General features: G+C 55.9%; 24 protein-coding genes and 1 pseudogene. 12 read left to right on the top strand and 13 right to left on the bottom strand.

Features of this window, described 5'->3' with window-relative positions; translation table 11 throughout:
• The first annotated feature begins 9 nt into the window (after positions 1-9).
• The gene (locus tag ABLV07_RS13105) at positions 10-3,117 is read left to right on the top strand and encodes a multidrug efflux RND transporter permease subunit (protein ID WP_348853273.1); all 3,108 of its coding nucleotides are present in this window, start codon (positions 10-12) and stop codon (positions 3,115-3,117) included.
• Between the two features lie 11 nt (positions 3,118-3,128).
• Entirely contained in the window at positions 3,129-3,746 is a 618-nt protein-coding gene (locus ABLV07_RS13100) for a TetR/AcrR family transcriptional regulator (protein WP_020078793.1), read from the top strand.
• 67 nt (positions 3,747-3,813) lie between these two features.
• On the opposite strand, the gene ABLV07_RS13095 is transcribed toward ABLV07_RS13100, so the two are convergent.
• Positions 3,814-4,290 (bottom strand): hypothetical protein, encoded by a 477-nt coding sequence (locus ABLV07_RS13095; protein ID WP_015705400.1) that lies wholly within the window; start codon positions 4,288-4,290, stop codon positions 3,814-3,816.
• The gene (locus ABLV07_RS13090) at positions 4,287-5,042 is read right to left on the bottom strand and encodes a winged helix-turn-helix domain-containing protein (RefSeq protein ID WP_015705401.1); all 756 of its coding nucleotides are present in this window, start codon (positions 5,040-5,042) and stop codon (positions 4,287-4,289) included. Before ABLV07_RS13090 ends, ABLV07_RS13095 begins: the two co-directional genes overlap by 4 nt.
• A gap of 302 nt (positions 5,043-5,344) precedes the next feature.
• On the opposite strand from ABLV07_RS13090, the gene ABLV07_RS13085 reads away from it, so the two are divergent.
• The 5 genes from ABLV07_RS13085 to ABLV07_RS13065 all read left to right on the top strand — a co-directional run bounded on the left by ABLV07_RS13085 (position 5,345) and on the right by ABLV07_RS13065 (position 11,190).
• Positions 5,345-6,094, top strand: coding sequence for a fimbrial protein (locus ABLV07_RS13085; RefSeq protein WP_045394403.1), 750 nt, complete (start codon positions 5,345-5,347; stop codon positions 6,092-6,094).
• Between the two features lie 76 nt (positions 6,095-6,170).
• A complete protein-coding gene (locus tag ABLV07_RS13080) occupies positions 6,171-6,677 on the top strand; it encodes a CS1 type fimbrial major subunit (RefSeq protein WP_015366620.1) in 507 nt (168 codons plus the stop codon).
• A 74-nt stretch (positions 6,678-6,751) separates the two neighbouring features.
• The gene (locus tag ABLV07_RS13075; protein WP_348853274.1) at positions 6,752-9,469 is read left to right on the top strand and encodes a TcfC E-set like domain-containing protein; all 2,718 of its coding nucleotides are present in this window, start codon (positions 6,752-6,754) and stop codon (positions 9,467-9,469) included.
• Between the two features lies 1 nt (position 9,470).
• Positions 9,471-10,628 carry a CfaE/CblD family pilus tip adhesin gene (locus ABLV07_RS13070; RefSeq protein ID WP_042897463.1) on the top strand — a complete coding sequence of 386 codons (1,158 nt, stop codon included), beginning with the start codon at positions 9,471-9,473 and terminating at the stop codon, positions 10,626-10,628.
• Between the two features lie 10 nt (positions 10,629-10,638).
• Positions 10,639-11,190 (top strand): LuxR C-terminal-related transcriptional regulator, encoded by a 552-nt coding sequence (locus ABLV07_RS13065; RefSeq protein WP_042897460.1) that lies wholly within the window; start codon positions 10,639-10,641, stop codon positions 11,188-11,190.
• Here the strand turns inward: ABLV07_RS13065 and ABLV07_RS13060 are convergent.
• Positions 11,173-12,096 carry a LysR family transcriptional regulator gene (locus ABLV07_RS13060; RefSeq protein WP_042897458.1) on the bottom strand — a complete coding sequence of 308 codons (924 nt, stop codon included), beginning with the start codon at positions 12,094-12,096 and terminating at the stop codon, positions 11,173-11,175. The genes ABLV07_RS13065 and ABLV07_RS13060 overlap by 18 nt on opposite strands.
• 130 nt (positions 12,097-12,226) lie before the next feature.
• Between ABLV07_RS13060 and ABLV07_RS13055 the strand changes: the two genes are divergently transcribed.
• Positions 12,227-13,615: an MFS transporter gene (locus ABLV07_RS13055; RefSeq protein ID WP_042897456.1), complete on the top strand. Its 1,389-nt coding sequence runs from the start codon at positions 12,227-12,229 to the stop codon at positions 13,613-13,615.
• Between the two features lie 43 nt (positions 13,616-13,658).
• On the opposite strand, the gene hpxK is transcribed toward ABLV07_RS13055, so the two are convergent.
• From hpxK to hpxU, 7 genes are all read right to left on the bottom strand, one after another.
• Positions 13,659-14,885: an allantoate amidohydrolase gene (hpxK, locus tag ABLV07_RS13050; RefSeq protein WP_042897454.1), complete on the bottom strand. Its 1,227-nt coding sequence runs from the start codon at positions 14,883-14,885 to the stop codon at positions 13,659-13,661.
• Positions 14,882-16,123 carry an alanine--glyoxylate aminotransferase family protein gene (locus tag ABLV07_RS13045; protein ID WP_348853275.1) on the bottom strand — a complete coding sequence of 414 codons (1,242 nt, stop codon included), beginning with the start codon at positions 16,121-16,123 and terminating at the stop codon, positions 14,882-14,884. Before ABLV07_RS13045 ends, hpxK begins: the two co-directional genes overlap by 4 nt.
• Positions 16,124-16,137: 14 nt before the next feature.
• Entirely contained in the window at positions 16,138-16,875 is a 738-nt protein-coding gene (locus ABLV07_RS13040) for an amino acid ABC transporter ATP-binding protein (RefSeq protein ID WP_015705410.1), read from the bottom strand.
• Positions 16,856-17,512 carry an amino acid ABC transporter permease gene (locus ABLV07_RS13035; protein ID WP_032715563.1) on the bottom strand — a complete coding sequence of 219 codons (657 nt, stop codon included), beginning with the start codon at positions 17,510-17,512 and terminating at the stop codon, positions 16,856-16,858. The genes ABLV07_RS13040 and ABLV07_RS13035 overlap by 20 nt, the downstream gene beginning before the upstream one ends.
• The gene (locus tag ABLV07_RS13030) at positions 17,512-18,177 is read right to left on the bottom strand and encodes an amino acid ABC transporter permease (RefSeq protein WP_015705412.1); all 666 of its coding nucleotides are present in this window, start codon (positions 18,175-18,177) and stop codon (positions 17,512-17,514) included. The genes ABLV07_RS13035 and ABLV07_RS13030 overlap by 1 nt, the downstream gene beginning before the upstream one ends.
• 9 nt (positions 18,178-18,186) lie before the next feature.
• The gene (locus ABLV07_RS13025) at positions 18,187-18,972 is read right to left on the bottom strand and encodes a transporter substrate-binding domain-containing protein (RefSeq protein ID WP_032712624.1); all 786 of its coding nucleotides are present in this window, start codon (positions 18,970-18,972) and stop codon (positions 18,187-18,189) included.
• 212 nt (positions 18,973-19,184) lie between these two features.
• A complete protein-coding gene (hpxU, locus tag ABLV07_RS13020) occupies positions 19,185-20,024 on the bottom strand; it encodes a MurR/RpiR family transcriptional regulator HpxU (RefSeq protein ID WP_032714496.1) in 840 nt (279 codons plus the stop codon).
• 177 nt (positions 20,025-20,201) lie between these two features.
• On the opposite strand from hpxU, the gene hpxW reads away from it, so the two are divergent.
• From hpxW to hpxZ, 4 genes are read left to right on the top strand one after another with little or no spacing between them, the layout of a single operon-like run.
• Positions 20,202-21,785 carry an oxamate amidohydrolase gene (gene hpxW, locus ABLV07_RS13015; protein WP_116326241.1) on the top strand — a complete coding sequence of 528 codons (1,584 nt, stop codon included), beginning with the start codon at positions 20,202-20,204 and terminating at the stop codon, positions 21,783-21,785.
• 10 nt (positions 21,786-21,795) lie between these two features.
• Complete coding sequence (gene hpxX, locus ABLV07_RS13010) at positions 21,796-21,984, top strand: oxalurate catabolism protein HpxX (RefSeq protein ID WP_047056826.1); 189 nt, start codon at positions 21,796-21,798, stop codon at positions 21,982-21,984.
• Positions 21,981-23,378: an AtzE family amidohydrolase gene (locus ABLV07_RS13005; protein WP_047064686.1), complete on the top strand. Its 1,398-nt coding sequence runs from the start codon at positions 21,981-21,983 to the stop codon at positions 23,376-23,378. Before hpxX ends, ABLV07_RS13005 begins: the two co-directional genes overlap by 4 nt.
• Entirely contained in the window at positions 23,375-23,764 is a 390-nt protein-coding gene (gene hpxZ / locus ABLV07_RS13000; RefSeq protein WP_015705418.1) for an oxalurate catabolism protein HpxZ, read from the top strand. Before ABLV07_RS13005 ends, hpxZ begins: the two co-directional genes overlap by 4 nt.
• A gap of 223 nt (positions 23,765-23,987) precedes the next feature.
• On the opposite strand, the gene puuE is transcribed toward hpxZ, so the two are convergent.
• The 3 genes and pseudogenes from puuE to ABLV07_RS12985 all read right to left on the bottom strand — a co-directional run bounded on the left by puuE (position 23,988) and on the right by ABLV07_RS12985 (position 26,392).
• The gene (gene puuE / locus ABLV07_RS12995) at positions 23,988-24,920 is read right to left on the bottom strand and encodes an allantoinase PuuE (RefSeq protein WP_032711639.1); all 933 of its coding nucleotides are present in this window, start codon (positions 24,918-24,920) and stop codon (positions 23,988-23,990) included.
• Positions 24,811-25,676: pseudogene (gene hpxA, locus ABLV07_RS12990) on the bottom strand (allantoin racemase). The gene puuE and the pseudogene hpxA overlap by 110 nt, the downstream one beginning before the upstream one ends.
• Entirely contained in the window at positions 25,676-26,392 is a 717-nt protein-coding gene (locus tag ABLV07_RS12985; RefSeq protein WP_015366600.1) for a GntR family transcriptional regulator, read from the bottom strand. Before ABLV07_RS12985 ends, hpxA begins: the two are co-directional and overlap by 1 nt.
• Between the last annotated feature and the right edge of the window lie 43 nt (positions 26,393-26,435).

The following is a 26,435-nucleotide window of genomic DNA, read 5'->3' as shown; positions in this document are numbered from 1 at the left end:
TGAATAACAATGCTGGCCCGTTTTTTTGTCTTTCGCCCGGTTTTTGCCGCGGTCATCGCCATCTGCATCATGGCAACCGGCGCTCTCGCCATGATGACTTTGCCGGTGGAACAGTATCCGGATATCGCCCCGCCTGCTGTTAATGTCACGGCTAACTATACTGGCGCTTCAGCAGAAACCGTCGAGGATAGCGTTACTCAGGTGCTGGAGCAGCAGATCAAAGGTATCGATGGGTTGATCTACTTTTCCTCAAGCAGCAGTTCAGCTGGCCAGGCCCGCATTAGCCTTAGTTTCGATCAGGACGTTAACCCTGATATGGCGCAGGTACAGGTACAAAACTCGGTAAATCAAGCAATTACACGATTACCACAAGAGGTGCAGCAGCAAGGAATTACCGTTACCAAATCTCAGGGGGACAGCTTGATGGTGGTAGCCCTGTATGACCCAAGCAGGCAATTAACCAGCCTTGATATTAGCGATTTCCTCATCAGCTCTTTACAAGAACCGTTGAGCCGCGTCGAAGGCGTGGGTGAAACCACTGTTTTTGGCGCGCAGTATGCCATGCGCATCTGGCTCAATCCGCTCAAACTAACCAGCTATGGATTGATGCCCTCGGACATACAGGCCGCGATCGAGGCGCAGAATTCGCAAGTGACCAGCGGTGAAATTGGATCTCTGCCGACGATTGAGGGACAATATTTGAACGCCACGGTGACGACGCAGTCCCGCCTTGGTCATCCGGAGCAGTTTGAGAATATTATTCTACGCACTCATCGCGATGGCTCAGTAGTGTACTTGCGCGACGTGGCCCGCGTGGAAATCGGCGCGGAAAACTATCAAAACCAAACGACGCTCAATGGTTACCCTTCCGCTGGGATCTCAATTCAGTTGGCCTCGGGAGCCAACGCGCTGGAAACGGCGGAGAAAGTTAGGACTGAAGTCGAACGCCTTTCTCCCCGCTTTCCACAAGGCGTAATCGCCGCCTATCCACGCGACAGCACTCCGTTTGTGACGGTATCGATCGAAAGCGTGGTGCATACGCTGATTGAAGCGATACTCTTTGTCGTGGCCGTTATGTATCTTTTTCTTCAAAGCTGGCGTGCAACGCTTATCCCGACCCTGACGGTACCGGTGGTTCTGTTGGGCACTTTCGGCATTCTTAGCCTGCTTGGCTACAGCATCAATACACTGACCCTTTTTGCCATGGTGCTGGCAATCGGGCTGCTGGTAGATGACGCTATCGTGGTGGTGGAAAATGTTGAACGTTTGATGGCAGAGGAAAACCTCACTCCACAGGAGGCCACGCTGCGCTCGATGAATGAGATAACCGGGGCGCTGATAGGTATTGCTCTGGTTCTCTCCACCGTTTTTATCCCGATGGCGTTCTTTGGTGGCTCTGTGGGGATTATCTATCGTCAGTTCACCGTGACCATTGTTTCAGCAATGGCGCTGTCTGCATTGGTCGCTCTGACGCTGACGCCAACGCTGTGCGCCCACCTGCTCAAGCCTGGACACATAAATAAAGGTCGTTTTTTTATCCTCTTCAATCGCGGAGTAACGATAAGTCAGAACAGCTACCTGGCCACACTTCGTCGAATGACCGCCCATCCACTCCGTTTTGTTTGTCTGGCCCTGATACTAACTTTTTTGATGCTCTGGCAATATCAAAAGCTCGCAAGCGGATTTTTGCCCGAGGAGGATCAGGGCGCGGTTATGGTTCAGTACTCGCTGCCGTCTGGTTCGCCGATGTCGATGACCGAGGCCGTTGGCGCGGATATTACCCACTATTTTATGACTGAGGAGAAAGATAACCTCGACGTTATTTTTATGGTCACAGGAAGAAATAATTCCGGTAGCGGGCAGAACGTCGGTATGGCATTCGCTGAGTTAAAACACTGGGACCAGCGTCCCGGGAAAGAAAACAGCGCTCAGGCCATTATTCTACGCGCAAACCAGTATTTTAATAACAATGCCAGGCAGGCCAACATAAGCGTGATGTCACCCCCGACCATTCGCGGTCTCGGACAATCCAGCGGTTTTGAATTATGGCTGCAGGACAGCGCCGAAAATGGCAGTGCGGCACTTATGCAGGCACAAACCACCCTGCTCAATGCCGCCAGAGAAAATCCTGCTCTTAACGCGGTAAGGATTAATAGTCTGGAGGAAAAGGCGCAGCTGCAAGTCGATGTCGACCGACAAAAAGCCCAGGTTCAGGGGCTGGATCAGGCCGATATCAACAATACGCTTTCAGCGGCCTGGGGGGGCATATATGTTAACGACTTTGTCGATCGAGGGCGGGTTAAACGCGTGTATATCCAGGGAGACGCGCCCTGGCGTTCAACACCGGAAAATTTATCCGCTTGGTTTGTCCGTGGCAACAGCGACAACATGGCGTCCTTCGACAGCTTCTCGACGCTTCGCTGGACCAGCGGACCGCAGATGCTTCAGCGTTTCAATGGGCTGTCGGCCGTGCAGTTTCAAGGAGGTGCTGTGTCTGGCGTCAGCTCCGGCATGGCAATGGCTGAAATGTCCGAAATGGCCAGCTCGCTGAACGGATTTGACCTGCAATGGAGCGGTTTGTCCTGGCAGGAGCGCTCGTCTTCGGTGCAAACGCTGTGGGTCTATCTGGCATCGCTAGCCTTTATGTTTCTGTGCCTCGCTGCCTTATATGAAAGCTGGTCGATCCCCATTGCCGTGATGTTGATTATCCCGTTGGGCATCATTGGCGCGATCAGCGCTTCGTTGCTCGCCGGTTATGAAAATGATATTTATTTCCAAGTGGGGATGTTAACAACAATGGGCCTTTCGGCCAAAAATGCGATCCTGATCGTCGAATTCGGGCTATCGCAGTTTCAGCAAGGAAAAAGCCTGACGGAAGCCGCACTGGAAGGCGCACGGCTGCGCTTGCGTCCGATTATTATGACCTCACTCGCATTTGTTGTCGGCGTGATCCCTCTGGTACTCTCTGCAGGTGCCGGCGCTGCCAGCCAACAAGAAATTGGGACGGCGGTGATTGGCGGCATGCTTTCAGGGACGCTACTGACGTTGCTTTTCGTTCCACTATTTTTCCTGCTAGTGCAGCAAGGAATTATGCGACTGAAAAGTCGCAAACAGTAAGGACTCAATTGATGGTCAATCAACGCGGGCGGCCGATGAAAGCTCGCCCTCGCATTTTGCAAACCGCGCGTGAGCTGTTTCTCCAGCACGGACTGGACGTGTCTTTGGATACCATCGCCGCCGAAGCGGGCACCACGCGTCCGACGCTGTACAGCCATTTTCCCGGTGGTAAAGATGCGCTGCTACTGGAGACTTTTGCGTTTCTGAATGACACAATGCAGCCCCCCCTACGCCAGCTTTTACAGGAACGTCAGCAGGATTTTCCCGCGCTGCTGCACGGATTTGCAAACGTTGTGCAGCAGCACTTCTATGCCCCTGAGAACATCCATTTTCAGCGCTTACTGATCCAGGTTCTCGTGCAGAAACCCGAGCTATATGTCACGCTTGAGCAACGGCCCTCCGGTCGCGTACTGCAGGCACTCAGCGAGATCCTTGCGCAAAAACGAGACGAGGGACTGTTGACCATCAACGACCCGGAACTGCAGGCAACAGCGTTTCTCGGCGCAATTATGGGTTACCCGCTGCCTGGGGCGCTCATTGCACAAAAAGCAATAGATCCAAAAAGGCTGGAGCAACTTGCCGACTGCGCAATTGAGGGGTTTCTCAAAGCATGGGGGTACAAGCCGTAATGCTTTGCCACAACTATCTGAAAAAACAAGGAGAATACCTGAGGTACTCTCCTTGTTTTATGGGTGGTTAATCACCCCGACATATATAAGTGGGATAATGTCGGTCCTGGATCAGCCACACCGATGGCGAAACCTCGGAGATGGTCAGATAGTAACGCGCGGTCGGATTAGCGAAGCTTCCCCATTGCGCATCCGGCGTGTTGTCATTGTGCCTGCGCCAGGTTTTGGTGTAGCTCAATACCACCACTTTATCATCCTCCCGCCGCGACCAGATAAAATCGACGTCTCTGTCGACGATCATGCTCTGGCCATTTGCCCAGGCGGCCCCTTTATAGGCTGTCAGACCAGTGCCGTCGCGGTGAAAATAGAACTGAGCAACGGTATTAACCCGCACTTCACTGGCCTTACCTTCGTTGCGCGTAAAATTAAACACTGTACTGCAGGCCAGTACATCCCGCTTACCAACACCGGTGGAACAATAATAAAGCGCCAGTGCACCACCTAACAGAAAAATGCTGAGGCCGCCGATGAGTTTAATTTTCATTTCTCAGCCCCACTTTTATAACGAATGGTTTTACACAAGCTGTCTTTATTGACCGGGCATGCACCGATAAACACTTCATCCGCCGCGACGAGGGAAAAACGAGCGCTGAAATAATAGACACTGTACTCTTCTCGCTGGCACGCCACATTGTTTTTATCCAGCAGTGCGGCTAATTTCGATAACACTAGCGGTCGCCCATGATCGTTAATAAGCCAGACGCTACATTTTGCAATTTTTTGCTCAACAGCCTTTAGCCTTATCGGCGTTGTTATATTCTGCTGTTGGCGAATAATTATGCCAATACCGAATACTGACGCTAATAATGCCGTGAATATCAGCCACCATTTCAGACGTGGTGGTTGCTTCCTCTTTTCAGCTTTTTGAAGCTGGGGTTGGGGTGCGCTGGTGTCAATGTTTTGCGCTGGTTGAAAAATAACATCCGCATCAAACCGAAAACCATATCGCGGTATGGTTACAATCAATTCATGATGTTCTCCCAACGCCTGGAAACTTTTGCGTAACTCACTTATCGCTTTGTTGAGATTATTTCCCGAAGGCGTAAAACCAAATTCCTGCCATACGCGGGTAATCAACTCCTCACGGCTAAGTTCGCTTCCTTTATGACGAATAAATTCCTGTAACAGACGCACGGCCGGTGCCGAAAGCGTTAATACGGATTCAGGTTGTCCAACAACACTAACTGTGTGAGCTTCAGGATCAAATAACAACGAATTGTTGCATATAAAAAACATATTTCACTCTCATCTGTTGCCGCTTGCTTTTAATCCTTGTAACAGCAGGCAAGAAAGCCCTTCTGAATTAGCTTGTTTTTTCATCAGTGGGAATTTTCTTAAGCCTCTTAGGATTTGGCATTTTCTTTTAACTATACAACTTTAAAGCCTGGAATGCAGGATAAAGAACTGTATTTTTTGAGTTAACTAATACAAATTTTCACAACCTGCTGTTCCGGTTAAAGTTTCCCTGTCCTGAAGCGATACGAAAGCAGACGGTGTCGTGGTGTAAAAACGCCGTACATGAACTCAGAGCAGGCAGAATGAATGTGAAAGTAAAAAACAGAGTAAACAAGTCCACTGCGCTTTATCTCGCTGCCCTGTCGATGTCATTTTTCGCAGAAATGACACAGGCTAATATGAGCGTTTACCCGATGGAACTTAACGTCGACAGTTCCGGGACGGCCCAAATCAGAGTGGCCTCTAAAAGCGATGATATTCAGTTCATTCGGGTGAGGCAAAAGAAAATTCTTAATCCGGGTACGCCACAGGAAAAAGAAGTTGAGATGGCAGCCTGGAAAGACGGTGGCGTTGTCGTTACCCCTGAAAAATTCGCCTTAGCGGCAGGCGCTTTACGTATCGTGAGGCTGGTATCTCTGACCCCGCCAGAAAAAGAGAGTACCTGGCGCGTTTATTTTGAAGGTGTAAAACAGCCGGATAGTATTCTGCCCGCAGCATCTGCGGGAACGCCGGCTTCGGCCAAACTCGGCGTTAACGTTATCTGGGGAGCATTGGTTCATTTGGCGCCGGAAAAGCCGGTGGTTTCTCTGCGAATAAATCCCGCAGCAGGAACTTTAAAAAATGACGGCTCTTTGCGGGTACCGCTGAAAGAAATTGGCGCTTGCGATGTTAATGATAAATGCAGGTGGTTTAAAGAAGATGCGACTATTTATCCGGACACCGAGCGAAAATTAAAAGTGCTCACTCAGGTTCGTGGCCAAAAATATAAATTCCGCTATTTCAACTGGATTAATAAAACAGCTGAAGAAGCCGACTTACCCGTCGTGCAATAACACGACATCACTGTCAAAACCACGTGTGGTTTGTTTAAAGAGCTAATGGAGCTCGTTTATAAATATGGAGATATCAATGAAGAAGTATATTAAACCTCTGATGATCGTTGCTGCGATGTCGACTGCGTTCAGCGCAATGGCTATTCAGAAGGATATTACGGTTAATGCCAACGTCGATTCCCAGTTGGATATGACCCAGGCCGATAATACGCCGTTACCTGCCAGCATCGATATGCAATATCTGCCGGGCCGTGGGCTGGAAAGCTACCGTCTCAATACCAAAATCTGGTCGAACTCAGCCACCAGCAACGTCAAAGTCCGTCTGGTTAGCGCAGCGAATCTGACCAATGAAGATGGCGCCGAGACGGTACCGATGACCGTAAAACTGGGCGATAAAACCCTGAACACTACCGATGCAGAATTTACCGGCAGCGAGCTGTTCCCAGGCAGCGTTGAAAACGGTTCTGCGGTCCTGCCGCTGACCATCTCTCAGACCACAAAAGGCATTCTGAAAACCGGTCAGTACAGCGGCGTGGTGAGTCTGATGCTGACTCAGGCGACCACCGCGGAAGGCGGCGCGTAACCCCACAATACGTATAAGGAAGTACATCAGAGGGCGCCTGCCCTCTGATGTCAGGATGACGTCGAGGCTCGTTCATGGCTTTTCACAGAAATGCTCTTCTTTTTGTCGTTTTGTTACCTGCTTCCGTTCAATTAGCCAGCGCCAGTATCGTCGTACCTGCGGGTTTTGAAGATCTGGCGAAAACGCAGCGCCTGTGGACAGAAGTGAGTCTGTATGGCGCGTCGCTTGGCCTGTTTGAAGCCGATATCACGCTTGAAACGGTAACCTTTGTGGCGCCGGAAACGCTCATCGCGGCAATTAAGCGTCAGTTCAACGATGATCCTGCCTTGATCGCCTCTGTGACCGCCGCCCTTTCCTCTCCGCTTGCGCGTAACGGCAATCTCGCCTGCAGCAGCAATGGTTCCGCGGCGGGTTGCGATTTTATCGACACCAAAAGCGTGGCCCTGATTTATGACGAGAATAACGCCCGTATTAACCTGTTTTTCGACAGGCGGTATCTACCGAAACAAACGGCGGAAAATCAGTGGTATCAGCCTACGCGCAATACTGAGAACGCGCTGATCCACCAGCAAAATATCAACTTCGTGGCCGATGAAGACTATCAGTCGATGACCGTGCAGGGAAACGGCGCGCTGGCCATGACTGAGAATGGGTATTTTAACCTCGACTGGACCTGGCTTGGGCAGCGCTCTCGCCATCAACAGCAGCAGGAGATCACGGTCAATAATGCCTGGTTCCGTCAGGATCTGTGGCACCAATATTACGTTCAGTTAGGTGAAATGGATACGCGCGATCTGTTCAGCGCGGCTGGCGGCAATATCAACCTCAGCCAGCTACCGATTGGAAAAATTCGCGGTCTGCGTACCGGCTCGACGCGAGCGTGGATCAACCCCGTTCAGCAGTCCAGTGGAACGCCCATTACGGTGCTGCTTTCCCATGACGCGCGTATCGATGCGCGCCGAGGCAATCAGCTGCTGGCCAGTTTTTATCTTAATGCCGGGGCGCAAACCCTGGATACCCGTTCGTTTCCGGATGGGAGCTATACCGTGACGCTGGCGATTTATGAAAACAACCGCCTGACCCGCACCGAGCAGGTTCCGTTTACCCGCACCGGCATCACGCCATTCGACCGCGTCGAGTGGTTTATGCAGGCCGGTGAAACCGATAACGACGATATGAGCGACGAACGCAGCGCCGTGGCGCAAGCGGGCATTCGCCTGCCTGTAACTTCTACGCTGGCGGTCACCAGCGGCGCAACGGTGAAAAAGAACCAGCGTTTTCTGGAGAGCGCGGTTGACTGGAGTCGCGGTTTCAATACCGGCCCCATTGATGGCGTGCTCAGCACTCGCTTTAGCTACCTTTATGGCAGCCAGGGCCAACGCGGCAATATCCAGCAAATCAGCTATAACGATGGCTTTTCACTGAGCTTCTATCGTAACGCCTTATCGGCTGATAACTGTGATTCCAGCAGTACAGGATTTGATGCGGTGAATGGTTGCTACCGAAGCCTCTCGGTAATGTTCTCCGTTCCGGTCGGCTCATGGTATGCCAACCTCGGTTATTCCGATAACCGCAATGAAGGTCGCTATGTTTCGCGGCGTGAATTACCGAATAGTGACGATCGGCGCGACAACGGTTTGCCCTGGGAATCGGTGTATATGACCCGCACCCGCTCGCAGGCATGGCAGGCCGGACTGAGCAATTCGTTCAGCACCCGCGGGCTGAATATCAACAGCAGCATAAACCTGTTTATGCGTAACGATCATTCTGGAGATGGCAAGGATAAAGGCGGATTCCTCAGCGTAAGCCTGTCGCTGGCACATAATCGTCAGGGCGATGCCTCCAGCTACACCTCCGTGGGGGCCACGTGGCAACAGCAGAAGCATGTAAAAAATCAGCTTAACTATAACCTCGCGCACAACTGGTACACCGATGCGCGCGGTGAAAACGAATATGGTCTTAACGCATCCGGAATTAATAGCGACTCGCTAAATACTTCGGCCTATACCCGTCAGGGCGGCCGTTTTGGTAACGGAAGTTTGACCGTCAGCGATTCGTGGGATCGCCAGGATCATCGCCACCGGTTCAGCAGCAGCGGTAACTACAGTTCTACGCTGGCGTTATCTCGTTCTGGCCTGTGGTTTGGCCGCTGGGGTGACGGACGCCCGGCGTCAGCCATTGCGGTCAACGTCGCCACGCCGGAAGCGTCTCCTGATTCCCGCATTGCCGTTTCGCTTGATAACAGTGGTAGCGCCGATATCCCGGCAAACGCCCGCGCGCTGTTCGCCCTGCCCGGCTATCAGCAAACCACGCTCACTATTAATGAGTCGACGGACATTTCCCACGGCGCCAACAGTGAAATTACGCAGGGGTCGGGAAGCAGAACGGTATTCATGGTGCCAGGAAAAATGCTGCACAGAGAGGTGCAAACCACCACGCGTTACACCTGGCTTGGCCAGTTGACCGATGAACAACATACGCCGTTTATCGGCGGCATGCCGCTCAACGTCAGCGGCTGGAGCGATTTAGGTAATGGCGGCTTTAGCGCGGAAAGCGACAGCCTGATCCAGTCGCTCTATCTGGTGAAACAACAGCAGTTTTACCAGTGCGCGCTGAAGGTGAAGACCATGCGTGACGTCGTGCGTTATGTCGGCACGGTGACCTGCGAAGAACTGACTTATTCCGCGTTACCGGAAACCGTGCAGCAGCAGGCGCAATTACTGCTGGCTGGCCGTACGCCTGCGGTCAGCCCAACGGCGATGAATAACTCAACTCTCTCTACAGGAAAATGATGTGATAACGCGTCTTTTGATTTTACTGCTTGCCTGCATCTGTATTGCCGAGGCTCAGGCCGGTAGTCCCGCCGGCAGAAATACCAGCGTGGCGTTCGCCTTCGATCGCCAGTCTCCTCCTGCCCGCCTGGATATCTGGCTGCACGAGTCCGGCGGTTATGATTCCAGCGATCCGCAAAAATGGGGACGAAATACCCTGACCTGCCAGTCGCGTACCGATACAACCTATGGCGCCTGCATGACCGCGCCGGTATGGTTTTCGGCAAACCCGGCCGCGCCCTATCCGATAAACCTGCGTTTTACCCACGCAATAACCAACAAAAGGGTGGACGTAAAAGTCTATGGCGAACACCGTATGTTTATCAATAACAAAACCTATATCTTCGCCAGCTACGTAACGGGCGGTACATTAACTTTGCCAAACTGGAACAGTGCGCCCTATTTTGATTTTTACATCGTCCGTAGCGAATTAAACAAACTCGATCAGGCCGGGATCTGGACGGCAACGCTGAGACAAGATTTGCGCGAATGGGGCACCGCCGACTGCAACGGCAACTTTAATGACGTCAATGTTGGCTGCCCTGGCTACCTCACTCTTGCTCACTGGCAGGCAAACCTGCGTATTGAGGTGGTCGACCCGGGCAATCAGCAGATTTACTTACCGGCATTTCCGCACTCCACGCCGGTGGTGAACCTCAACCTCACCAATTTCCCGGGCAGACCCGGCGGCAGTGAGATTAAGGGCGAAAACTCGCTGGATATGTGCCTCTATGATGGCAACAACAGTTCCAGCTCGCGGGCGTTTCTACGCTTTGAAGACGATGGGCTTGACGCGACCGGGCGTGCCGAAGGGGCGTTTTCTATCCGGCGACGGGGAGGCAGCCAGACAGACCCAAGAGATCGTCTCGATTATCAGGTGCTGGTGACCAACCCGACCACCGGCGCAACTGAAGTTGCCGCTAACGGTAAAACGTTGACCTGGGAGGGTACCAACAATCGCCGCTATTTGCGCCAGGTTGTCCTGCCGGGCGGCCGCGAAAGCGTGTTATGCATCCCGGCCCCCATTACCCTGAAAACGCCCGCCTTTGCCGCCAGCAGCAAAAACGCGGGTGACTATACCGGTACGTTACGCGTTATCTATACCCCCAGTACGTTATAAAGAGGCCACTGTGAGCTACGTTGTTCTTGATAATAATCGCTTTTATGCGGAGGGGCTGCGTTACGCCCTTCTCCGTCGTAACGTTATGATGGAAGTGCATAGCGGCACGGTGCAGTGGCAGCCCTTACTGTTAGAGAGCACGACGCTGGTTATTCGCTGCCGTTTCTCCATCAGCGGCACGCATCAGTCGCTGGTTGATATTTTGCTTACCCTCGAGGCCCATTGCTGGCAGGGAACGGGCTATCTGGTGTGTAATGAAAAAAGCTGGGGGCTGGCCACCTATCTACGCAAGCGTTTTGAAACCTTAACGTTGCACATCATCGATGACCGGATCTCCGTGGCGGATGCCGCCTGGCTGTTATCTAAAGAGCCAAGGCGGATCCGCACCCTGCGCTGCTGCCTGACCGAGATGGAATTTAACGTCCTCGACAGGCTGGTTAAGGGGCAGTCGGTAAGATATGTCGCGCACATGACGAAGATGAGTGAAAAACAGGTCTCGACCTATAAATGTAACGCCCTGAAGAAACTCAATGCCAATAATCTTTTACAGCTTCTGGTGTAACGACTTGTCCACGCGGCATATCGCCACAATTTTCTCTCTGAGCCAGCGGTGAGCGGGATCCCGTTCCATTCTCGGATGCCACATTTGCGAGACGGTAATCCGCCGGCTTTTAAACGGCAGCTCAAAAAGATGTACCTGCTCCATGACCTGCTGATTAACTAAATAGAGAGCGGGGATCATGGCGATAAGATCCGATTGCAGCGCCACGGACAGGGCGGTCGGAAATCCGGGGACGACGCTGGCGATTTTGCGTTTCATGCCGAGTTCAGCCAGCACATCATCGACGGATCCGTGCAGCGTACCTTCTGGTGAGGCCACCACATGACCCCAGGCGACATAATCCGCCACGGTTATCTCTCTCAGGGCGGCCAGCGGGTGCTCCTTTCGCACCACCCCCACAAACCGATCTTCAAAGAGCCGTTGCAGTCGTATTTCAGGCCCCATATTGCTCTGGACGCCAATCTCCAGATCGACCAGCCCTTCCCGTAGATAGCGTGACGTTTTTTCGGGCTTAGGCGCAAAGCGTAGACAGACATTGGGCGCGGCTTCGGCTACCGCCGCAATGAGCGAAGGGCCAAACGCCACCACAAAACCATCGTTTGCCCTGATGGTGAAAAGACGCTCCAGATTTTGTACGTTGAGCGCTTCGGCCGCTGGCTGCAGCACCGCCTTCGCCTCGAAGACCGCGCGACGGGCGCGATCGCGGGTCGCCTCCGCCCACGGCGTCAGCACCATGTTACGCCCGGCGCGAACCAATATCTGATCCCCGGTGACGTCGCGTAACCGGCTTAGCGTGCGGCTCATGGCTGACGTACTGAGATTCAAACTACGTGCCGCGCCCGCCACGCTGGCTTCGTTCAGTAATACATCGAGTGCAATCAATAAATTAAAATCGGGGTCTGACATGACCACAACTCCTGGAACATTCAGATAAGGCGTTTCATGCAACTATAGAGTGTAAATGGTGCGCCTTCCGCCCGGTAAAAGCCATCTTTATAGTTTCGTCATCCAGATATTCTCTGCAGGAGACAACACGATGACACTATTTTCCAGCCAACCTGGCGATGACGGCCTGCCAGGCCCGGCGCGAGCACGGGTTATGGCCGCGGTAATGACCACCACCTTAATGGGCGTCTTTGATGGCACCATGGTAAACATTGCTCTGCCGTCGATGGCGCAGGAACTACAGGCGTCAGCCAGTACCGCCGTCTGGTTCGCCAACGGGTATCTGCTGGCGGCGGCGATGACGCTGGCGATATTCGCCGCGCTGGCGGCGCGCTTCGGCTACCGCCCGGTGTTTCTGGCCGGACTGACGACATTTATTATGGCATCAGCAGGTTGCGCGCTGGCGACGACGCCTGAGCTGCTCATCGGCATGCGGGTGCTGCAGGGGATCGGCGGTGCGGCAACGCTCAGTATCGCACCCGCCATATTGCGCTCCGTATTTCCGGCGCGACTGCTGGGGCGTATTCTCGGGATACACGCCCTGCTTATCGCTTCAAGCTCCGCCATCGGGCCGGTACTGGGCGGCACGATCCTGCATACTTTGAGCTGGCAATGGCTGTTTGCAATAAACGTGCTCCCCGGTACCGTCGCCTTACTGCTGGCGGTCAGAGCGCTCCCGCGGCCGACAGTTGACAGGCAAGCCGCTTTCGATACTCCCGGAGCGATATTGTCGGCGCTGCTATTGGGTTCAACGATCATGGCGGCGAATAGCATGCAGAGCGCTTCGCAGCATATCGATAGTCTGTACTGGACGTTGCTCGCAGCGATAAGCGGCACCGCCTTTATCTGGCGCATCCGGCAGACGGACAACCCGCTGCTGCCGCCTGCGATGTTTAAAAATGAACGCTTTACCCTTTCGGCCTTTACGTCGCTGATCGCCTTCGTAAGCCAGGGGATCACTTTTATTGCCCTGCCGTTCCTGTTCCAGAACGAGTATGGCTATAGTCCGGTGCTCTCGGCGCTGCTGTTTACTCCGTGGCCATTAGGGATAGTGCTGATCGCACCGCACGCCGGCCGCTGGGCGGACTCAATCTCCGCTGCGCTCATCTCGACGCTGGGACTGATGATTTTTGTCGCGGGTTTAATCCTTCTGGCGATGCTGCCCGCCACGCCCGCCGCGTGGGATATCTGCCTGCGGAGCCTGGTATGCGGTATTGGCTTTGGCTGCTTCCAGAGCCCGAATAACCGGGAAATGCTGTCAAACGTGAGTCGCGAACAGGCGAGCTATGCCTCGGGCGTTTTATCCATCATGCGCACGTTCGGGCAGTGTCTGGGAGCCGCCGTGATGGGCGTACTGTTGGCAAAAGACGAAAGTGCCGTTCATATTGCGCTGTGGATCGCCGCCGCGGCCTCGGCGTTGTCGGTGGCCGTTAGCGCCAGCCGACTGCGGAGAATAGCTTTTCCTGCGGGAGCGGAATAAGTTTGCGGCGCATCCCCGTAAAGAGGATGCGCCCGTTAGTGATTTACCCGGCAAGTTTTATCACCGCCCGGCTGAAGGCATCAATCGCCAGTTCGACATCGGCTTCGCTGACCGATTCCGCCGGATGGTGACTAATTCCCCCTTTGCAGCGCACAAACAGCATCCCCACCGGCCAGCGCTCCGCGATAGCAATCGCATCATGTCCGGCGCCGCTTGGCAGCGTCAACGCCGTGCCCTGTACCTCGCATAGCGCTTCGGCAATCACCAACTGTAATCGCGGATCGCAGGCGGTTGCCGCAATGCGGTAGAACTCCTCAGCGGCAAACTGCAGGCCGCGACGCCCGGCAATCTCTGCGGCTGCCGCCAGCAATGAATCCAGTAATGCATCCAGCGGTTGATCCTGCGGACCGCGGATATCAAGGGTCAACGCGACTTCGCCGGGGATCACATTGACCGCTGCCGGCGAGCAGCGCAATGTCCCGACGGTGGCGACCAGGTTGCCTCCCTGCTGGCGCGTCGTGCTCTCAATATACAGCATCCACTCCGCGGCGGCGGCAAGCGCGTCCCGGCGCTGGTCCATCGGCACCGTGCCGGCATGACCCGCCTCGCCGGTAAAACAGCAATTGAGGCGCCGCGCGCCGTTGATCGCCTCGACCACGCCGAGTGCCGAACCGGCCTGTTCAAGCCTCGGCCCCTGCTCGATATGCAGTTCGAGATAGGCGGAAAAATCTTCCGCCGGGCGCGAGGCTGAATGGACGCGTGATGGATCCAATCCGGCGTTGACCATCGCCTGCGCCAGGCTAATGCCTTCGGCATCGCGTTGGGCCAGCCAGGTTTGCGGCCAGCTTCCCGTCAGACCCTTGCTGCCCAATAGCGTGATACCAAAGCGTGTTCCTTCTTCATCGCAGAAGCCGACGATTTCGATGGCCTGCGCCAGGCGGCGCGCCTGATTATGTAAGCTCTGCACCACTTCGATGGCGGCTAACACCCCCAACATGCCATCATATCGCCCGGCGTTGCGTACCGTATCGAGATGCGATCCAAGCAAAATCGCCGGCGCCCCTTCTTCACGGCCTTCATAACGCCCGCAAATATTACCGACGCTGTCCTGCCAGACAATCATGCCTGCCTGGCGCATCCAGTGGGCAACCTGCTGATTAGCGTCGAGATGCTGTGGCGAAAGGTAAACCCGCGTCAGGCCTTCCGGCGTTTCGCTTATCGCCGCTAATCTCTCTGCCCGCGCCATCACTCGCGCTGCGGCCAGGTTCATAGCGGTTTCTCGCTGCGATAATGATCCCACGCCGCCTGCATGGCTGCCCCTTGCGTGGTGGGGAATTTCAGGTAATTGAGTACCGACTCCAGCGCGCTGAGGGTGGTCATGACGCAATCTTTGCGCGCGTTGTAACCCATTGTGCCTATACGCCACACTTTGCCGTACAGCGGGCCGAATGAGGTGCCAATCTCAATGGCAAAATCTTCCAGCATCAGTTGGCGTACCTGGTCGCCATTAATACCCTGCGGGATGATCACGCCCAGTACGTTATTCATTTTGTGTTGCAGGTCGCCAAAGATTTCCAGACCCATCGCCTGAATACCTTTCACCAGCGCGTCGCCGTGCAGTTTGTGGCGGGCAATGCCGTTATCGAGCCCTTCTTCAAGAATCAGGCGCGCGCATTCGCGGGCGGCGAACAGCGCGGATGTCGCTTCCGTATGATGGTTAAGGCGTTCTGGCCCCCAATAATCCATCACCATCCCGAGATCGAAATAGTTGGAGTAAACCATCTCATCGACGCCATCAAGGTGCTCGGCGGTACGGATCCCCTGCTCGACGCATTTACGTCGACGGATAGTCTCCTCCATCCGCGGGCTCAGGGTAATGGGCGAGGTGCCGGAGGGGCCGCCGAGGCACTTTTGCATCCCCGCCGATACCGCATCCAGCCCCCAGGCATCGGTCTCCAGCGCATTGCCGCCCAATGAGGCGGTGGCGTCGGTATAAAACAGCACATCATAACGACGGCAGATCTCGCCCAGCTCCGCCAGCGGTTGCAACATGGTGGTTGAGGTGTCTCCCTGCACCGTCAGCAGCATACGTGGACGCACCCGTTTGATCGCATCTTCAATCTGCTCGGGAGAGAACACTTCCCCCCACGGCACCTCAATGGTATGCACTTCCGCCCGGCAGCGGCGGGCAATTTCACATAACAGATGGCCAAAGCGGCCAAATACCGGCACCAGCACTTTGTCGCCGGGGCGGATCGCGGAGATCAGAATGGCTTCAATCCCCGCCCGTGAGGTGCCATCCACCAGCATGGTCCAGCGGTTGCTGGTGCGGAATACCCCGCGGTATAACGCCATGACTTCGTTCATATAGTGCGTCATAGCCGGATCGTATTGGCCGATAAGCTGGCTGGACATCGCGCGCAGGACGCGCGGGTCGGCGTTGATCGGCCCCGGCCCCATCAGCAGACGATGCGGAGGATTGATTGGTGAAAATTGAGCGATATCCATCGTAGATTCCTTTATTAATTCAGTCCGCGCACGGAGGAGATAAATTGTTTGAGTTCATTGGTTTGCGGCTGGCTAAACAGCGTTTTGCTGTCGCCCTGCTCCCAGACTCGTCCCTGGTGCATAAACACCACCCGGTCGCCGACTTCACGGGCAAAATTCATTTCATGGGTAACCAGAATCAGCGTCATTCCTTCCGCGGCCAGCTGTTCCAGCACTTTGAGCACCTCGCCCACCAGTTCCGGATCCAGCGCGGAGGTGATTTCGTCACAGAGTAAAACTTTTGGCGACATCGCCAGCGCGCGGGCGATAGCGACCCGCTGCTGTTGACCGCCGGAAAGGCTGGAGGGATAGAAATCCAACCGATCGCCAAGCCCGACTTTAACCAGCATTTGCTGCGCCAGTTCGCGGCACTCGGCGGGCTTTTTTTTCAATACCCGCCGCGGCGCCAGCATCACGTTTTCCAGCGCCGTCATATGCGGGAATAAATTGAAGTTCTGGAATACCATGCCAACGGAGCGGCTAATCTCCCGCGCCTGCGAATCGCTGTCGGTAATGGTCATGCCACCGAGCTTAATACTGCCTTCCTGGTACCCCTCCAGCCCGTTAATGCAGCGCAATAAGGTGCTTTTCCCCGAGCCGCTTCGGCCGATGATGGAAATCACTTCGCCCATATTGATATCGAGATCGACCCCCTTCAGCACGTGATTATCGCCGTAGAATTTCTGCACCTGATTAATGGTGATGAGCGGCATTGAATTTATTCTCCAGATAGCGGCTGTAACGGGACAGCGGATAACACAAGATGAAGTAGCCCAACGCGACCAGCGCGAAAACCTTAAACGGCTGATACGTCACATTGGTGAGCATGGTGCCAGCCTTGGTGAGCTCGACGAAACCGATAATCGACGCCAGCGCGGTGCCCTTTATTACCTGGACGGCGAAACCCACGGTGGGAGCGATGGCGATACGCACCGCCTGCGGCGCCACCACGCGACATAACGTCTGGGTGAAATTTAATCCCAGGCAACGCGATGCCTCCCACTGTCCTTTCGGCAAGGCCCGAATACTGCCGTACCAGATATCCAGCAAAAAGGCGCTGGTATAGAGGGTCAGCGCCAGCGCGGCTGCGGTCCATGGCGACACATCGATCCCGAATAACGCCACGCCGAAAAAGGCGAGAAACAGCTGCATCAGCAATGGCGTCCCCTGAAATAGCTCGATATAGCCGCGAATGAGGCGCTGCACCCACAATTTACCCCGCAGGCGCAGCAGCAACAGCGGTAATGTCACCAGCGCGCCGCCAATAAAGGCCGTCAGCGATAGCAGCACGGTCCAGCGTCCGGCCAGCAGCAAGTTGCGTACGATGTCCCAGTCGGTAAAGGTTGTCATCATGCCTGTACCCTCAGCCATCTACGTCCAGCCGCCATTAGCAGCTGGCGCATCGCTATCGATAACGCTAAATAGAGACCGGTCGTCACCAGATACACCTCGAAGCTCAAAAACGTTCGCGACTGAATTAAGTTGGCGGCAAAGGTCAGCTCTTCATAAGAGACCTGCGATACCACCGACGATCCGAGCATTACGATAATGCACTGGCTCACCAGCGCCGGGTAAATACGCTGCAACGCCGGCGGTAAAACTACCTGAATAAAGGTCTGACTCCGGCTGAGCCCCAGTACCCGGCCGGCCTCCCACTGCCCTTTTGGCGTCACCTGGATCCCGGCGCGGACGATCTCCGTACTGTAGGCGCCCAGGTTGACGATCATCGCCAGCAGCGCCGCTTCGCCCGCCGTCATCTTCAACCCCAGATTCGGCAGGCCGAAGACAATAAAGAACAGTTGAACCACGAACGGCGTATTGCGGATAACCTCAACGTAAGCCCCCCATATCCGGCTCAGCCAGCTTGCCCGCCCGCTACGCAGAGCGGCACCGATGATCCCGATGGCCAGGCCGCCGAGGGTGGCCAGCGCGGTGAGTTGGATAGTGACCCAGAGTCCCGCCACGAGCTCCGGCCAATAAGGCCAGAGCGCGGAAAAATGCAATTGCTCCGTCATCGCCGTACCTTAAGCGGCAAAGTCGCTGGGCAACGGCGCTTTCAGCCACTGCTGTGATAACGTATTGAGGGTGCCGTCCTTAATGCCCTGCGCGATTAAGGCGTTCACCTTTTCCTTCAGCGCCGGTTCATTTTTTTTCAGGCCAATCACGCACGGTGAATCCTTAAGCATAAAGTTGGCGACCGGGGCTTTCGCCGGGTTTTGCCGTGAGATAGCCGCCACCACCAGATTACCCGTCGCTACGTATTGCACCTGACCAGAAAGCCAGGCCGACAGCGTGGTGTTGTTATCTTCGTAACGCTTAATCTGCGCCGCTTTCGGCGCAATGCTGGTCAGCACCATATCTTCCACCGCGCCGCGGGTCACGCCGATGCTCTTACCGCTCAGTTCGGCGGCGTCTTTCAGGGCAGCGCCCTGCGGGCCGAAGACGCCAAGGAAAAACGGCGCGTAGGGTTGGCTGAAATCAATGACCTTTTCCCGCTCGGCGTTTTTACCCAGGCTTGAGATCACCAGATCCACTTTATCGGTCTGCAGATACGGTACCCGGTTGGCGCTGCTCACCGGAACCAGCTGCAGTTTTAGCTTCATCTGCTTTGCCAGATAGCGTGCCATATCAATGTCATACCCCTGTGGCTGGAGATCGGTGCCGACAGAACCAAACGGCGGGAAATCCTGGGGAACGGCGACGCGGATCACGCCGCGTTTTTCAATATCCTGGAGTTGGTCCGCGTGTGCGGCGGTGATTTGTGTCAACAGACAAGCGACCCCGGTCAGCGCAATCAGCAGTTTTTTCATCATCATTACCCGTTACGTTAGTATGAAACAAAAGATTCTTTAAATAAACTTCTGCAACTAATGTGCCAGATACGGACAAAAGAAATTTGCGCTGGCTAATCGGCTTTTAGCGGGAAATGACGCGAATATTAACCATGGTGGTAAGAAGAATTGCCCTTCTCCTTACCGCACTTTGGCACTAAAAAGGTGCAAAGCACCAGACTGGCTCCCCATTATCGTTGTTCAAGCTCATCCAACTGCTGGTATAACGTGGCGATGTCATGAATGCGCGGGCGACCGCTATCGAGAATTTCATGTAGCAAGGCGTTCGCCAGCAGGTTGATAAGACTATTGGCCGACGCGTAGCTGTCGAAAGCCGAAACGCTATCCAGCGGGGCGCATAACCGCCAGCACGCCAGCGGAAACAGGCTATGCGCCTGAGGCTCGCAGATTAGCAGTTGCGGAACTCCCCGCTGTTGCAGTTGCTGCATCAGGGGACGAATAATCCGCGGCCGACGGCGAAACGCCATCACCACCACGATATCTTCCGCGCACAAATCGACCAGCTCTTCACTTAGGCTTTGCCCCGGTTGCGGCAGCACCACCACTTGCCCACGCGCCTGAAGCAACTGCTGGCGCAAATGCAGCGCCAGCGGCCAGGAGTTTCGCATGCCAATAATGACGACGCGCCTGGCCTTGACCAGCGCGTTAATGGCTTCGGCAAACTGCCGAGCATCCAGCGCGTTTACCCACTGCGTCAGGTTTGCCATCTCCTGTTTATAATGCCGCGCCAGCAGCGTATTACCCTGCACCGCCTCGCGATGATCGGTCAACGGCATCCCGCTCTGGCGTAACGTGCGCAGCTCATCGCGCATATCGCGATACTTTTCATATCCCAGCCGTTTAAACAGACGGCTTACAGTCGCTTTTGATACCCCGCTCAGTTGGGCCAGCTCGGCGCTGTTGTAGCTAATCAGGTCGTCAAAGTGGTCGACAATGAAATCCGCCACCCGCTGCTCCTGGGGTGACAACGACGCATATTGCGCCTTCAGCCGTTCATCGAGTTGTTCCATAGCGCCTCTGTAACTTTTGTTTCACTGAACTATACCGCTAACACCCTTCACAATGCATGCCACAATGAGAAAAGAAAAAGAAAACCGCAACATTGAAACTTTCTTTTCAAAGTGGAACAGCTTTTGCACGGACAGCATTTGCAGCAGTGGCTGCATGATTCGTTACGAGGATAAGTTATGCAGAGTCATTTCTCGACCCAGGGGATGGCGGTCGCCCCCCATCATCTGGCTAGCCAAAGCGCGCTGTCCGTGCTGCGCGAAGGCGGAAGCGCAATAGAAGCGATGGTCGCCGCCGCCGCGACCATCGCGGTGGTCTATCCGCATATGAATGGTCTTGGCGGCGATGGGTTCTGGCTGATCGTGCCGCCGCAGGGCGATCCGATCGCCATTGACGCCAGCGGCGCCGCTGGTTCACTGGCGACGCCGGAAGCTTATGCCGGGCTAACGCACATCCCGCATCGCGGCCCGCAATCCGCCCTGACCGTCGCCGGCACCGTCAGCGGCTGGGATGAGGCGCTGAAAGTTTCACACTCGCTGACCGGTAAATCACTACCGCTTTCGCGCCTGTTACAGGACGCGATCGGCTATGCCGATAACGGTATTCCGGTGACCGCCTCGCAAGCCAGCGCCACCGCCGGAAAATTAGATGAACTTCAGCGCCAGCCGGGCTTCGCTGAGACCTTTCTGGTCAATGGCCGCCCTCCGCAAAGCGGCAGCCGCTTTTGTCAGCCTGCGCTGGCCTCCACGCTAAAACGGCTGGTTGCGGAAGGGCTTGATAGTTTCTATCGCGGCTCTCTGGCGGAACAACTGGCGGCCGGTATGGCCCGTTACGGCCTGCCTATAACGCTTGACGATCTGCGCCAGCATCGCGCGCGCCGCCCGCAACCACTGCGGTTACAGCATCAACACGGTGAGTTATGGAACCTGGCGCCGCCGACGCAGGGGCTGGTATCGCTGGCCATTCTCGGCATCACTGACCGGCTGGCGATGGAACAGGCCGACGATGCGCAGACTATCCACCGTATCGTGGAAGCGACAAAACTGGCCTTCAGCCTGCGAGATAAACATATTACCGATCCGCTGCACCTGGACGTGGATATTCAAAGCCTGCTGTCCCCGCAGGCGTTACAACCGCTGGCGGAGAAGATCGACGACCAACGCGCCGCGCCATGGGGCGCAGGCAAAGGCCCCGGCGATACTGTCTGGATGGGCGTGATGGACAGTAGCGGGCTGGCGGTCTCCTTTATCCAGAGTCTCTATCATGAGTTTGGCAGCGGCGTGGTACTTCCGGACAGCGGTATTGTCTGGCAAAACCGCGGTGCGTCGTTCAGCCTCGACCCGGCGCATTTGCTGGCCCTGGCGCCAGGCAAGCAACCCTTCCATACCCTTAATCCCGCCGCCGCGCGTCTTAACGATGGGCGGGTGATGGTTTATGGCTCGATGGGCGGCGACGGGCAGCCGCAAACGCAGGCGGCGCTGTTCACCCGCTATATCCTGCAGAACGTCCCGCTTCAGGAGAGTATTTCTCGTCCGCGTTGGCTGCTTGGGCGCACCTGGGGACAGACTTCGGACTCACTAAAAGTAGAAGGCCGCTTTGCGCCGCAAACCATCGCCCGGCTCAGGGAACTGGGGCATGAGGTTGAGGTACTGGCCGACTTCAGCGAGGCCATGGGACATGCCGGCGCCATTGTCCGCCATCCTGACGGCCTGTTTGAAGGCGCGTCTGACCCGCGCAGTAACGGCGCCGCCGCTGGCTATTAGGAGGAGAAGCATGAAACAAACGGAAAAAGAGTGGAGCGACTGGCTTCTTCAGATGGAACAGATCCTCGACCTGGAACTGGATGAATCGCGCCGCGCTGAGCTGCTGGCGCAATTTCGCCGCATTGCCGATATGGCTGAACCGCTGATGGCCTATCCGCTCGATCAGCGCCTGGAAATCGCCGGAGTGTATAAAGCATGAAGCTACATCAGATGACCATTGCCGGGATCCAGCAGTCGCTGAGTCGCGGTGAATTTAGCGCCAGAGAGCTGGCTCGCCAGACGCTTGATGATATTGCGCAAAGTAACCCGCGGCTCAACGCCTGGACGACAGTCACCGGGAAACGGATGCTCGACGAAGCGGACGCCATTGATGCCCTACGGCGCACGAATCAGCCGCTACCTGCGCTGGCAGGCATTCCCTACGCGGTCAAAAATCTGTTTGATGTCGCGGGAGAAACCACCCTCGCCGGCGCGCAACTGTTCAGCAATAACCCGCCTGCCCGCGTCGATAGCTGGGCGGTAAGTCAGATCCATAGCGCAGGCGGCCTGCTCAGCGGGATGCTGAATATGGACGCCTATGCTTACGGTTTTACCACGGAAAATAGCCACTATGGCGCGACGCGCAATCCGCACGATCTTAACCGCATTGCTGGCGGATCCTCCGGCGGCTCAGCGGCGGCGGTCGCCGCCGGGCTGGTTACTTTCTCGCTCGGTAGCGACACTAATGGTTCAATCCGCGTTCCGGCATCCCTGAGCGGGATTTTTGGTCTCAAGCCAACTTTCGGCCGTCTGTCGCGTACCGGCAGCCACCCTTTTGTTCCCAGCCTCGATCATATTGGTCCGTTTGCCCGAACGGTAGAGGATCTAGCCACAGTCTACGATGTTCTGCAGGGGCGAGACGTTAATGACGGTTTTCAGGCCGAACGCGGCATCGCCCCCGCCACGCCGCATCTGCGATATGGCCTCCAGGGGCTGCGTTGCGCGGTTTTAGGCGGCTATTTCAGCCGCTGGTGCGATGACGATGCCCGCGCGGCGGTGGCTCGCGTCGCCCGCTATCTCGAAGCCTCTGAAGAGTTTCTCTTCCCCGAGGCGGAGCTGGCGCGCGCTTCTGCTTTTATCATTAGCGCTTCTGAAGGCGGAAGCCAGTATCTGCCAGCCTTACGGCGTGAGCCGGAGCGCTTTGAACCGCACTCGCGCGAACGTCTGCTGGCGGGAGCGATGATTCCTTCCGCCTGGTACCTGCAGGCGCAGCGCTTTCGTCGCCACGCTCAGCAGCAAGTCGCGTCGCTATTCACCCATGCCGACGTGCTCATCGCCCCGGCAACACCGTGCAGCGCCACGCTTATTGGCGAGCAGACGATGGAGATCAACGGCGAGTCTTTACCGATACGCGCCAGCATGGGCATGCTTACTCAACCAATCTCCTTTATCGGTCTGCCGGTGGTGACCGTCCCGCTACGTACCGCGACGGGGCTGCCTGTCGGGGTGCAGTTAATTGCCGCGCCGTTTAATGAACAGGCCTGTCTGCGCGCCGCCTATGCGCTGGAAGCGATGGGAATAACCGATTCCCGCCCGGTGGAGATAGCCGCATGATCGCATCGCAAGAAATCAACCTTCCGCAAGTGGTCGCCGAAGTTACGGCGGCCTTTTATCGCTATGAACAGGCGCTGGTGAGTAACGATATCGCAGTGCTGGATGCGTTGTTCTGGCACGATACGCGCACGGTTCGCCTCGGCGCCGGGGAGAATCTTTATGGTATTGATGAGATCCGCGCCTTCCGCGCCGCGCGCCCCGCCGCAGGGCTTGCGCGGGAGTTACGCCATACGGTGATCACAACCTATGGAGAGGATTATGCGGTATGCAGTACCGAGTTCACCCGTGAAGGCAGCGAACGTATCGGCCGTCAGCAACAAACCTGGGTTCGGTTTGCCTGTGGCTGGCGTATCGTTGCCGCACAGGTTAGTTTGATGGGACATTGATGCCGTTGTTTGTCGTCCCCTGCTTGCGCTGCGCTTAGCAGGGCTACCAAATCGCATTGTGCTGTAGCCCCGGTAAGCGGCAGCGCCACCGGGGATTTTGAGATCGCTAGCACCAGTAGTGTCAGTCATCATGGTGAATAAATTAAAGGCAGGCCGCACGGACCGTAGGTCGGGTAAGGCGTTAGCCGCCACCCGACAAAATAATGGCGCAACGGGCCTGCCGCTATGGCTGGTACGGATGCACCTGCCGCCAGTGGTCGGCAATCTGCTGGCGGGTACAAATCCACACGCGCTCATGCTGCTGCACGTAATCGAGAAAACGTTGCAGAGCGCGAAAGCGTCCAGGGCGGCCCAGCAACCGGCAGTGCATGCCGATAGACATCATTTTCGGCGACGTTTCACCTTCCGCGTACAGCACATCAAAGCTGTCTTTCAGATAGGTATAAAACTGTTCAGCGGTATTAAACCCCTGAGCGGTGGCAAAGCGCATATCGTTAGCATCGAGCGTGTAAGGCACGATGAGATGCGGTTTACGCTGCCCGTCGGCGCAAGGCACTTCCGTCCAGAACGGCAAATCATCGCCATAATAGTCGCTGTCGTAATCAAACCCGCCATGTTCCACCACCAGTTGCCGGGTGTTAGGGCTATCGCGCCCGGTATACCAGCCGGTGGGCGGTTTGCCAAACAGGTCGGTCAGCACCTGCACCGCTTTATGCAGATGGTCACGTTCCTGTTCAATCGCCATATGCTGATAGTGGATCCAACGCCACCCGTGGCTGACCACATCGTAGTTGGCCGCTTTGATCGCCGCGACGATATCCGGATGACGCGCCAGCGCCATCGCCACGCCAAATACCGTCAGCGGTAACCCCCGCTCCTGAAAGGCATGATGGATACGCCAGAAACCCGCGCGGCTGCCATATTCATACAATGAGTCCATCGACATATGGCGGTCGGGATAGCTGGCAGCGCCAATGATATCGGAGAGAAACTGTTCGGAACCCGCATCGCCGTGCAGGACGTGATTCTCGGCGCCTTCTTCGTAATTAAGCACAAACTGCACCGCGATACGCGCCTGGTCTGGCCACTGCGCGTGCGGCGGTTTTCCCGCGTAGCCGCGCAAATCGCGCGGATATAATTCTGCTGCAGGTATCATCTCCCACCCCTTCATTTAATCATTAAACACGGCAAATTTACCGCTAAGCGTTTTACGTTCCGGATAAGCTAAATCGCCGTGCTTGCTGGTTGTCAGGCCTAGCGACACCAGAGATTCGACCATCTTCACCGCCGCGCTGACGCCATCAATAACGGGTACCTGAAGTTCCCGGGTCAGTTGCTGCGCCAGGGTCGCCATGCCGCCGCAGCCCAGCACGATAGCGCCGCAGCCATCCTGCTGTAGCGCCTGAATACAGCGGGCGCGTACTTTTTCCTGCGCCACGCCGCTGCCATCTTCCAGCGCCAACACCGGTAGATCGATCGCATGCAGACCGGCGCAATGCTCATGGAAACCATACTGATGTAGCAGATGGCGAGCGATAATCAGCGTGCGCGGCAAGGTAGTGACCACCGAGAAGCGGGTAGCGACCAGCGTCGCCATATGCATCGCCGCTTCAGCAATACCAATAACCGGCCCCTGGGCCAGTTCACGGGCGGCAAGTAACCCCGGATCGCCAAAACAGGCGATAACATGCCCGGAAACGCCCTGCTGCCGCCCGGCTTTTATTTGCTCCAGCACGCCGACGGCGGCGATGGCTTCGTCAAAATGCCCTTCAATCGACGGCACGCCGTCTGGTGGACAGACCGCGACAATATCGGTTCCTGGCGACGCCGCGGCGCGGGCCGCCTCGGCGATAGTTTGCCTCATACCGGGATCGGTATTGGGATTGATGACTTGTATACAGATGGTGGACATTACCGCTCCTTATAGCCGGCAAACAGCCGGGCGAAATCGGGGACTGACTCCCCCGTGCGGGAAAAACATAAACTGGCGACGATGTGTTCAAAGTGATGATTTAGCGCCTCGGTCAGCGCGGTCAGCGCTTTTTCGCGTAACAGGCCGACAAGGCGCTCGTGGTCATCGCAGCGGCACCCTTGCCGCCACGGCGCGCCCCAGGCGGCAATCACCAGCGATGAGCGTTGACTGAGCCGGGTGACCATCTCCGTTAGCACCTGGTTGCCGGAAATGGCCTGTAACTGAATATGAAAATTAGCGGAATGGCGGATAGCGGCCGGGCCATCATAGGCCTCATGCGCCAGTTGCTCCTGCTGAATAATGGCTTCCAGCGCCGCAAGATGCGGAGGCTGGCAGCGTTGAAGTACATCCGGCAGATTCGCTACTTCCAGTAGCGCACGGGTGCGGAATATTTCCCGTGCCTCGTCAACCGTCGGACTGGCGACCTGTGCACCACGTTTGGGCGTTAATGTCACCATTTGCACAGCGGCGAGTCGTTGCAGCGCTTTGCGTACTCCTGTGCGGCTGACGCCGAACACCTCCGCCAGCGCCTCTTCCGGCAATTTGCTGCCAGGCAGCAGTTGTTGCTCGACAATCGCGGTCAGCAAGGCCTCGTAGATAGACTCATCCCTGTCATGCAGTCCGGCTGCGGCCTGCAGCGGATTTTCATTGCCCATTGGTCTACTCCACTTTCCATTTTGATATCAAATCGTATACACA

This window comes from Klebsiella sp. CN_Kp097 (assembly GCF_040064495.1).
GTDB classification, from domain to species: domain Bacteria; phylum Pseudomonadota; class Gammaproteobacteria; order Enterobacterales; family Enterobacteriaceae; genus Klebsiella; species Klebsiella aerogenes.
This window is presented reverse-complemented; position numbering and strand designations above follow the sequence as displayed.

Excerpts from the sequence above, each read along its gene's own strand:
- ABLV07_RS13055 (WP_042897456.1), top strand. The coding sequence starts at position 12,227 with ATGACACTATTTTCCAGCCAACCTGGCGATGACGGCCTGCCAGGCCCG.
- ABLV07_RS13035 (WP_032715563.1), bottom strand. The coding sequence starts at position 17,512 with ATGACAACCTTTACCGACTGGGACATCGTACGCAACTTGCTGCTGGCC.
- ABLV07_RS13085 (WP_045394403.1), top strand. The coding sequence starts at position 5,345 with ATGAATGTGAAAGTAAAAAACAGAGTAAACAAGTCCACTGCGCTTTAT.
- hpxK (WP_042897454.1), bottom strand. The coding sequence starts at position 14,885 with ATGAACCTGGCCGCAGCGCGAGTGATGGCGCGGGCAGAGAGATTAGCG.
- ABLV07_RS13105 (WP_348853273.1), top strand. The coding sequence starts at position 10 with ATGCTGGCCCGTTTTTTTGTCTTTCGCCCGGTTTTTGCCGCGGTCATC.
- hpxW (WP_116326241.1), top strand. The coding sequence starts at position 20,202 with ATGCAGAGTCATTTCTCGACCCAGGGGATGGCGGTCGCCCCCCATCAT.
- ABLV07_RS13005 (WP_047064686.1), top strand. The coding sequence starts at position 21,981 with ATGAAGCTACATCAGATGACCATTGCCGGGATCCAGCAGTCGCTGAGT.
- ABLV07_RS13045 (WP_348853275.1), bottom strand. The coding sequence starts at position 16,123 with ATGGATATCGCTCAATTTTCACCAATCAATCCTCCGCATCGTCTGCTG.
- ABLV07_RS13040 (WP_015705410.1), bottom strand. The coding sequence starts at position 16,875 with ATGCCGCTCATCACCATTAATCAGGTGCAGAAATTCTACGGCGATAAT.
- ABLV07_RS13030 (WP_015705412.1), bottom strand. The coding sequence starts at position 18,177 with ATGACGGAGCAATTGCATTTTTCCGCGCTCTGGCCTTATTGGCCGGAG.
- ABLV07_RS13025 (WP_032712624.1), bottom strand. The coding sequence starts at position 18,972 with ATGAAAAAACTGCTGATTGCGCTGACCGGGGTCGCTTGTCTGTTGACA.
- hpxZ (WP_015705418.1), top strand. The coding sequence starts at position 23,375 with ATGATCGCATCGCAAGAAATCAACCTTCCGCAAGTGGTCGCCGAAGTT.
- hpxU (WP_032714496.1), bottom strand. The coding sequence starts at position 20,024 with ATGGAACAACTCGATGAACGGCTGAAGGCGCAATATGCGTCGTTGTCA.
- ABLV07_RS13100 (WP_020078793.1), top strand. The coding sequence starts at position 3,129 with ATGGTCAATCAACGCGGGCGGCCGATGAAAGCTCGCCCTCGCATTTTG.
- hpxX (WP_047056826.1), top strand. The coding sequence starts at position 21,796 with ATGAAACAAACGGAAAAAGAGTGGAGCGACTGGCTTCTTCAGATGGAA.
- ABLV07_RS13060 (WP_042897458.1), bottom strand. The coding sequence starts at position 12,096 with ATGTCAGACCCCGATTTTAATTTATTGATTGCACTCGATGTATTACTG.
- ABLV07_RS13075 (WP_348853274.1), top strand. The coding sequence starts at position 6,752 with ATGGCTTTTCACAGAAATGCTCTTCTTTTTGTCGTTTTGTTACCTGCT.
- ABLV07_RS12985 (WP_015366600.1), bottom strand. The coding sequence starts at position 26,392 with ATGGGCAATGAAAATCCGCTGCAGGCCGCAGCCGGACTGCATGACAGG.
- puuE (WP_032711639.1), bottom strand. The coding sequence starts at position 24,920 with ATGATACCTGCAGCAGAATTATATCCGCGCGATTTGCGCGGCTACGCG.
- ABLV07_RS13095 (WP_015705400.1), bottom strand. The coding sequence starts at position 4,290 with ATGAAAATTAAACTCATCGGCGGCCTCAGCATTTTTCTGTTAGGTGGT.
- ABLV07_RS13090 (WP_015705401.1), bottom strand. The coding sequence starts at position 5,042 with ATGTTTTTTATATGCAACAATTCGTTGTTATTTGATCCTGAAGCTCAC.
- ABLV07_RS13080 (WP_015366620.1), top strand. The coding sequence starts at position 6,171 with ATGAAGAAGTATATTAAACCTCTGATGATCGTTGCTGCGATGTCGACT.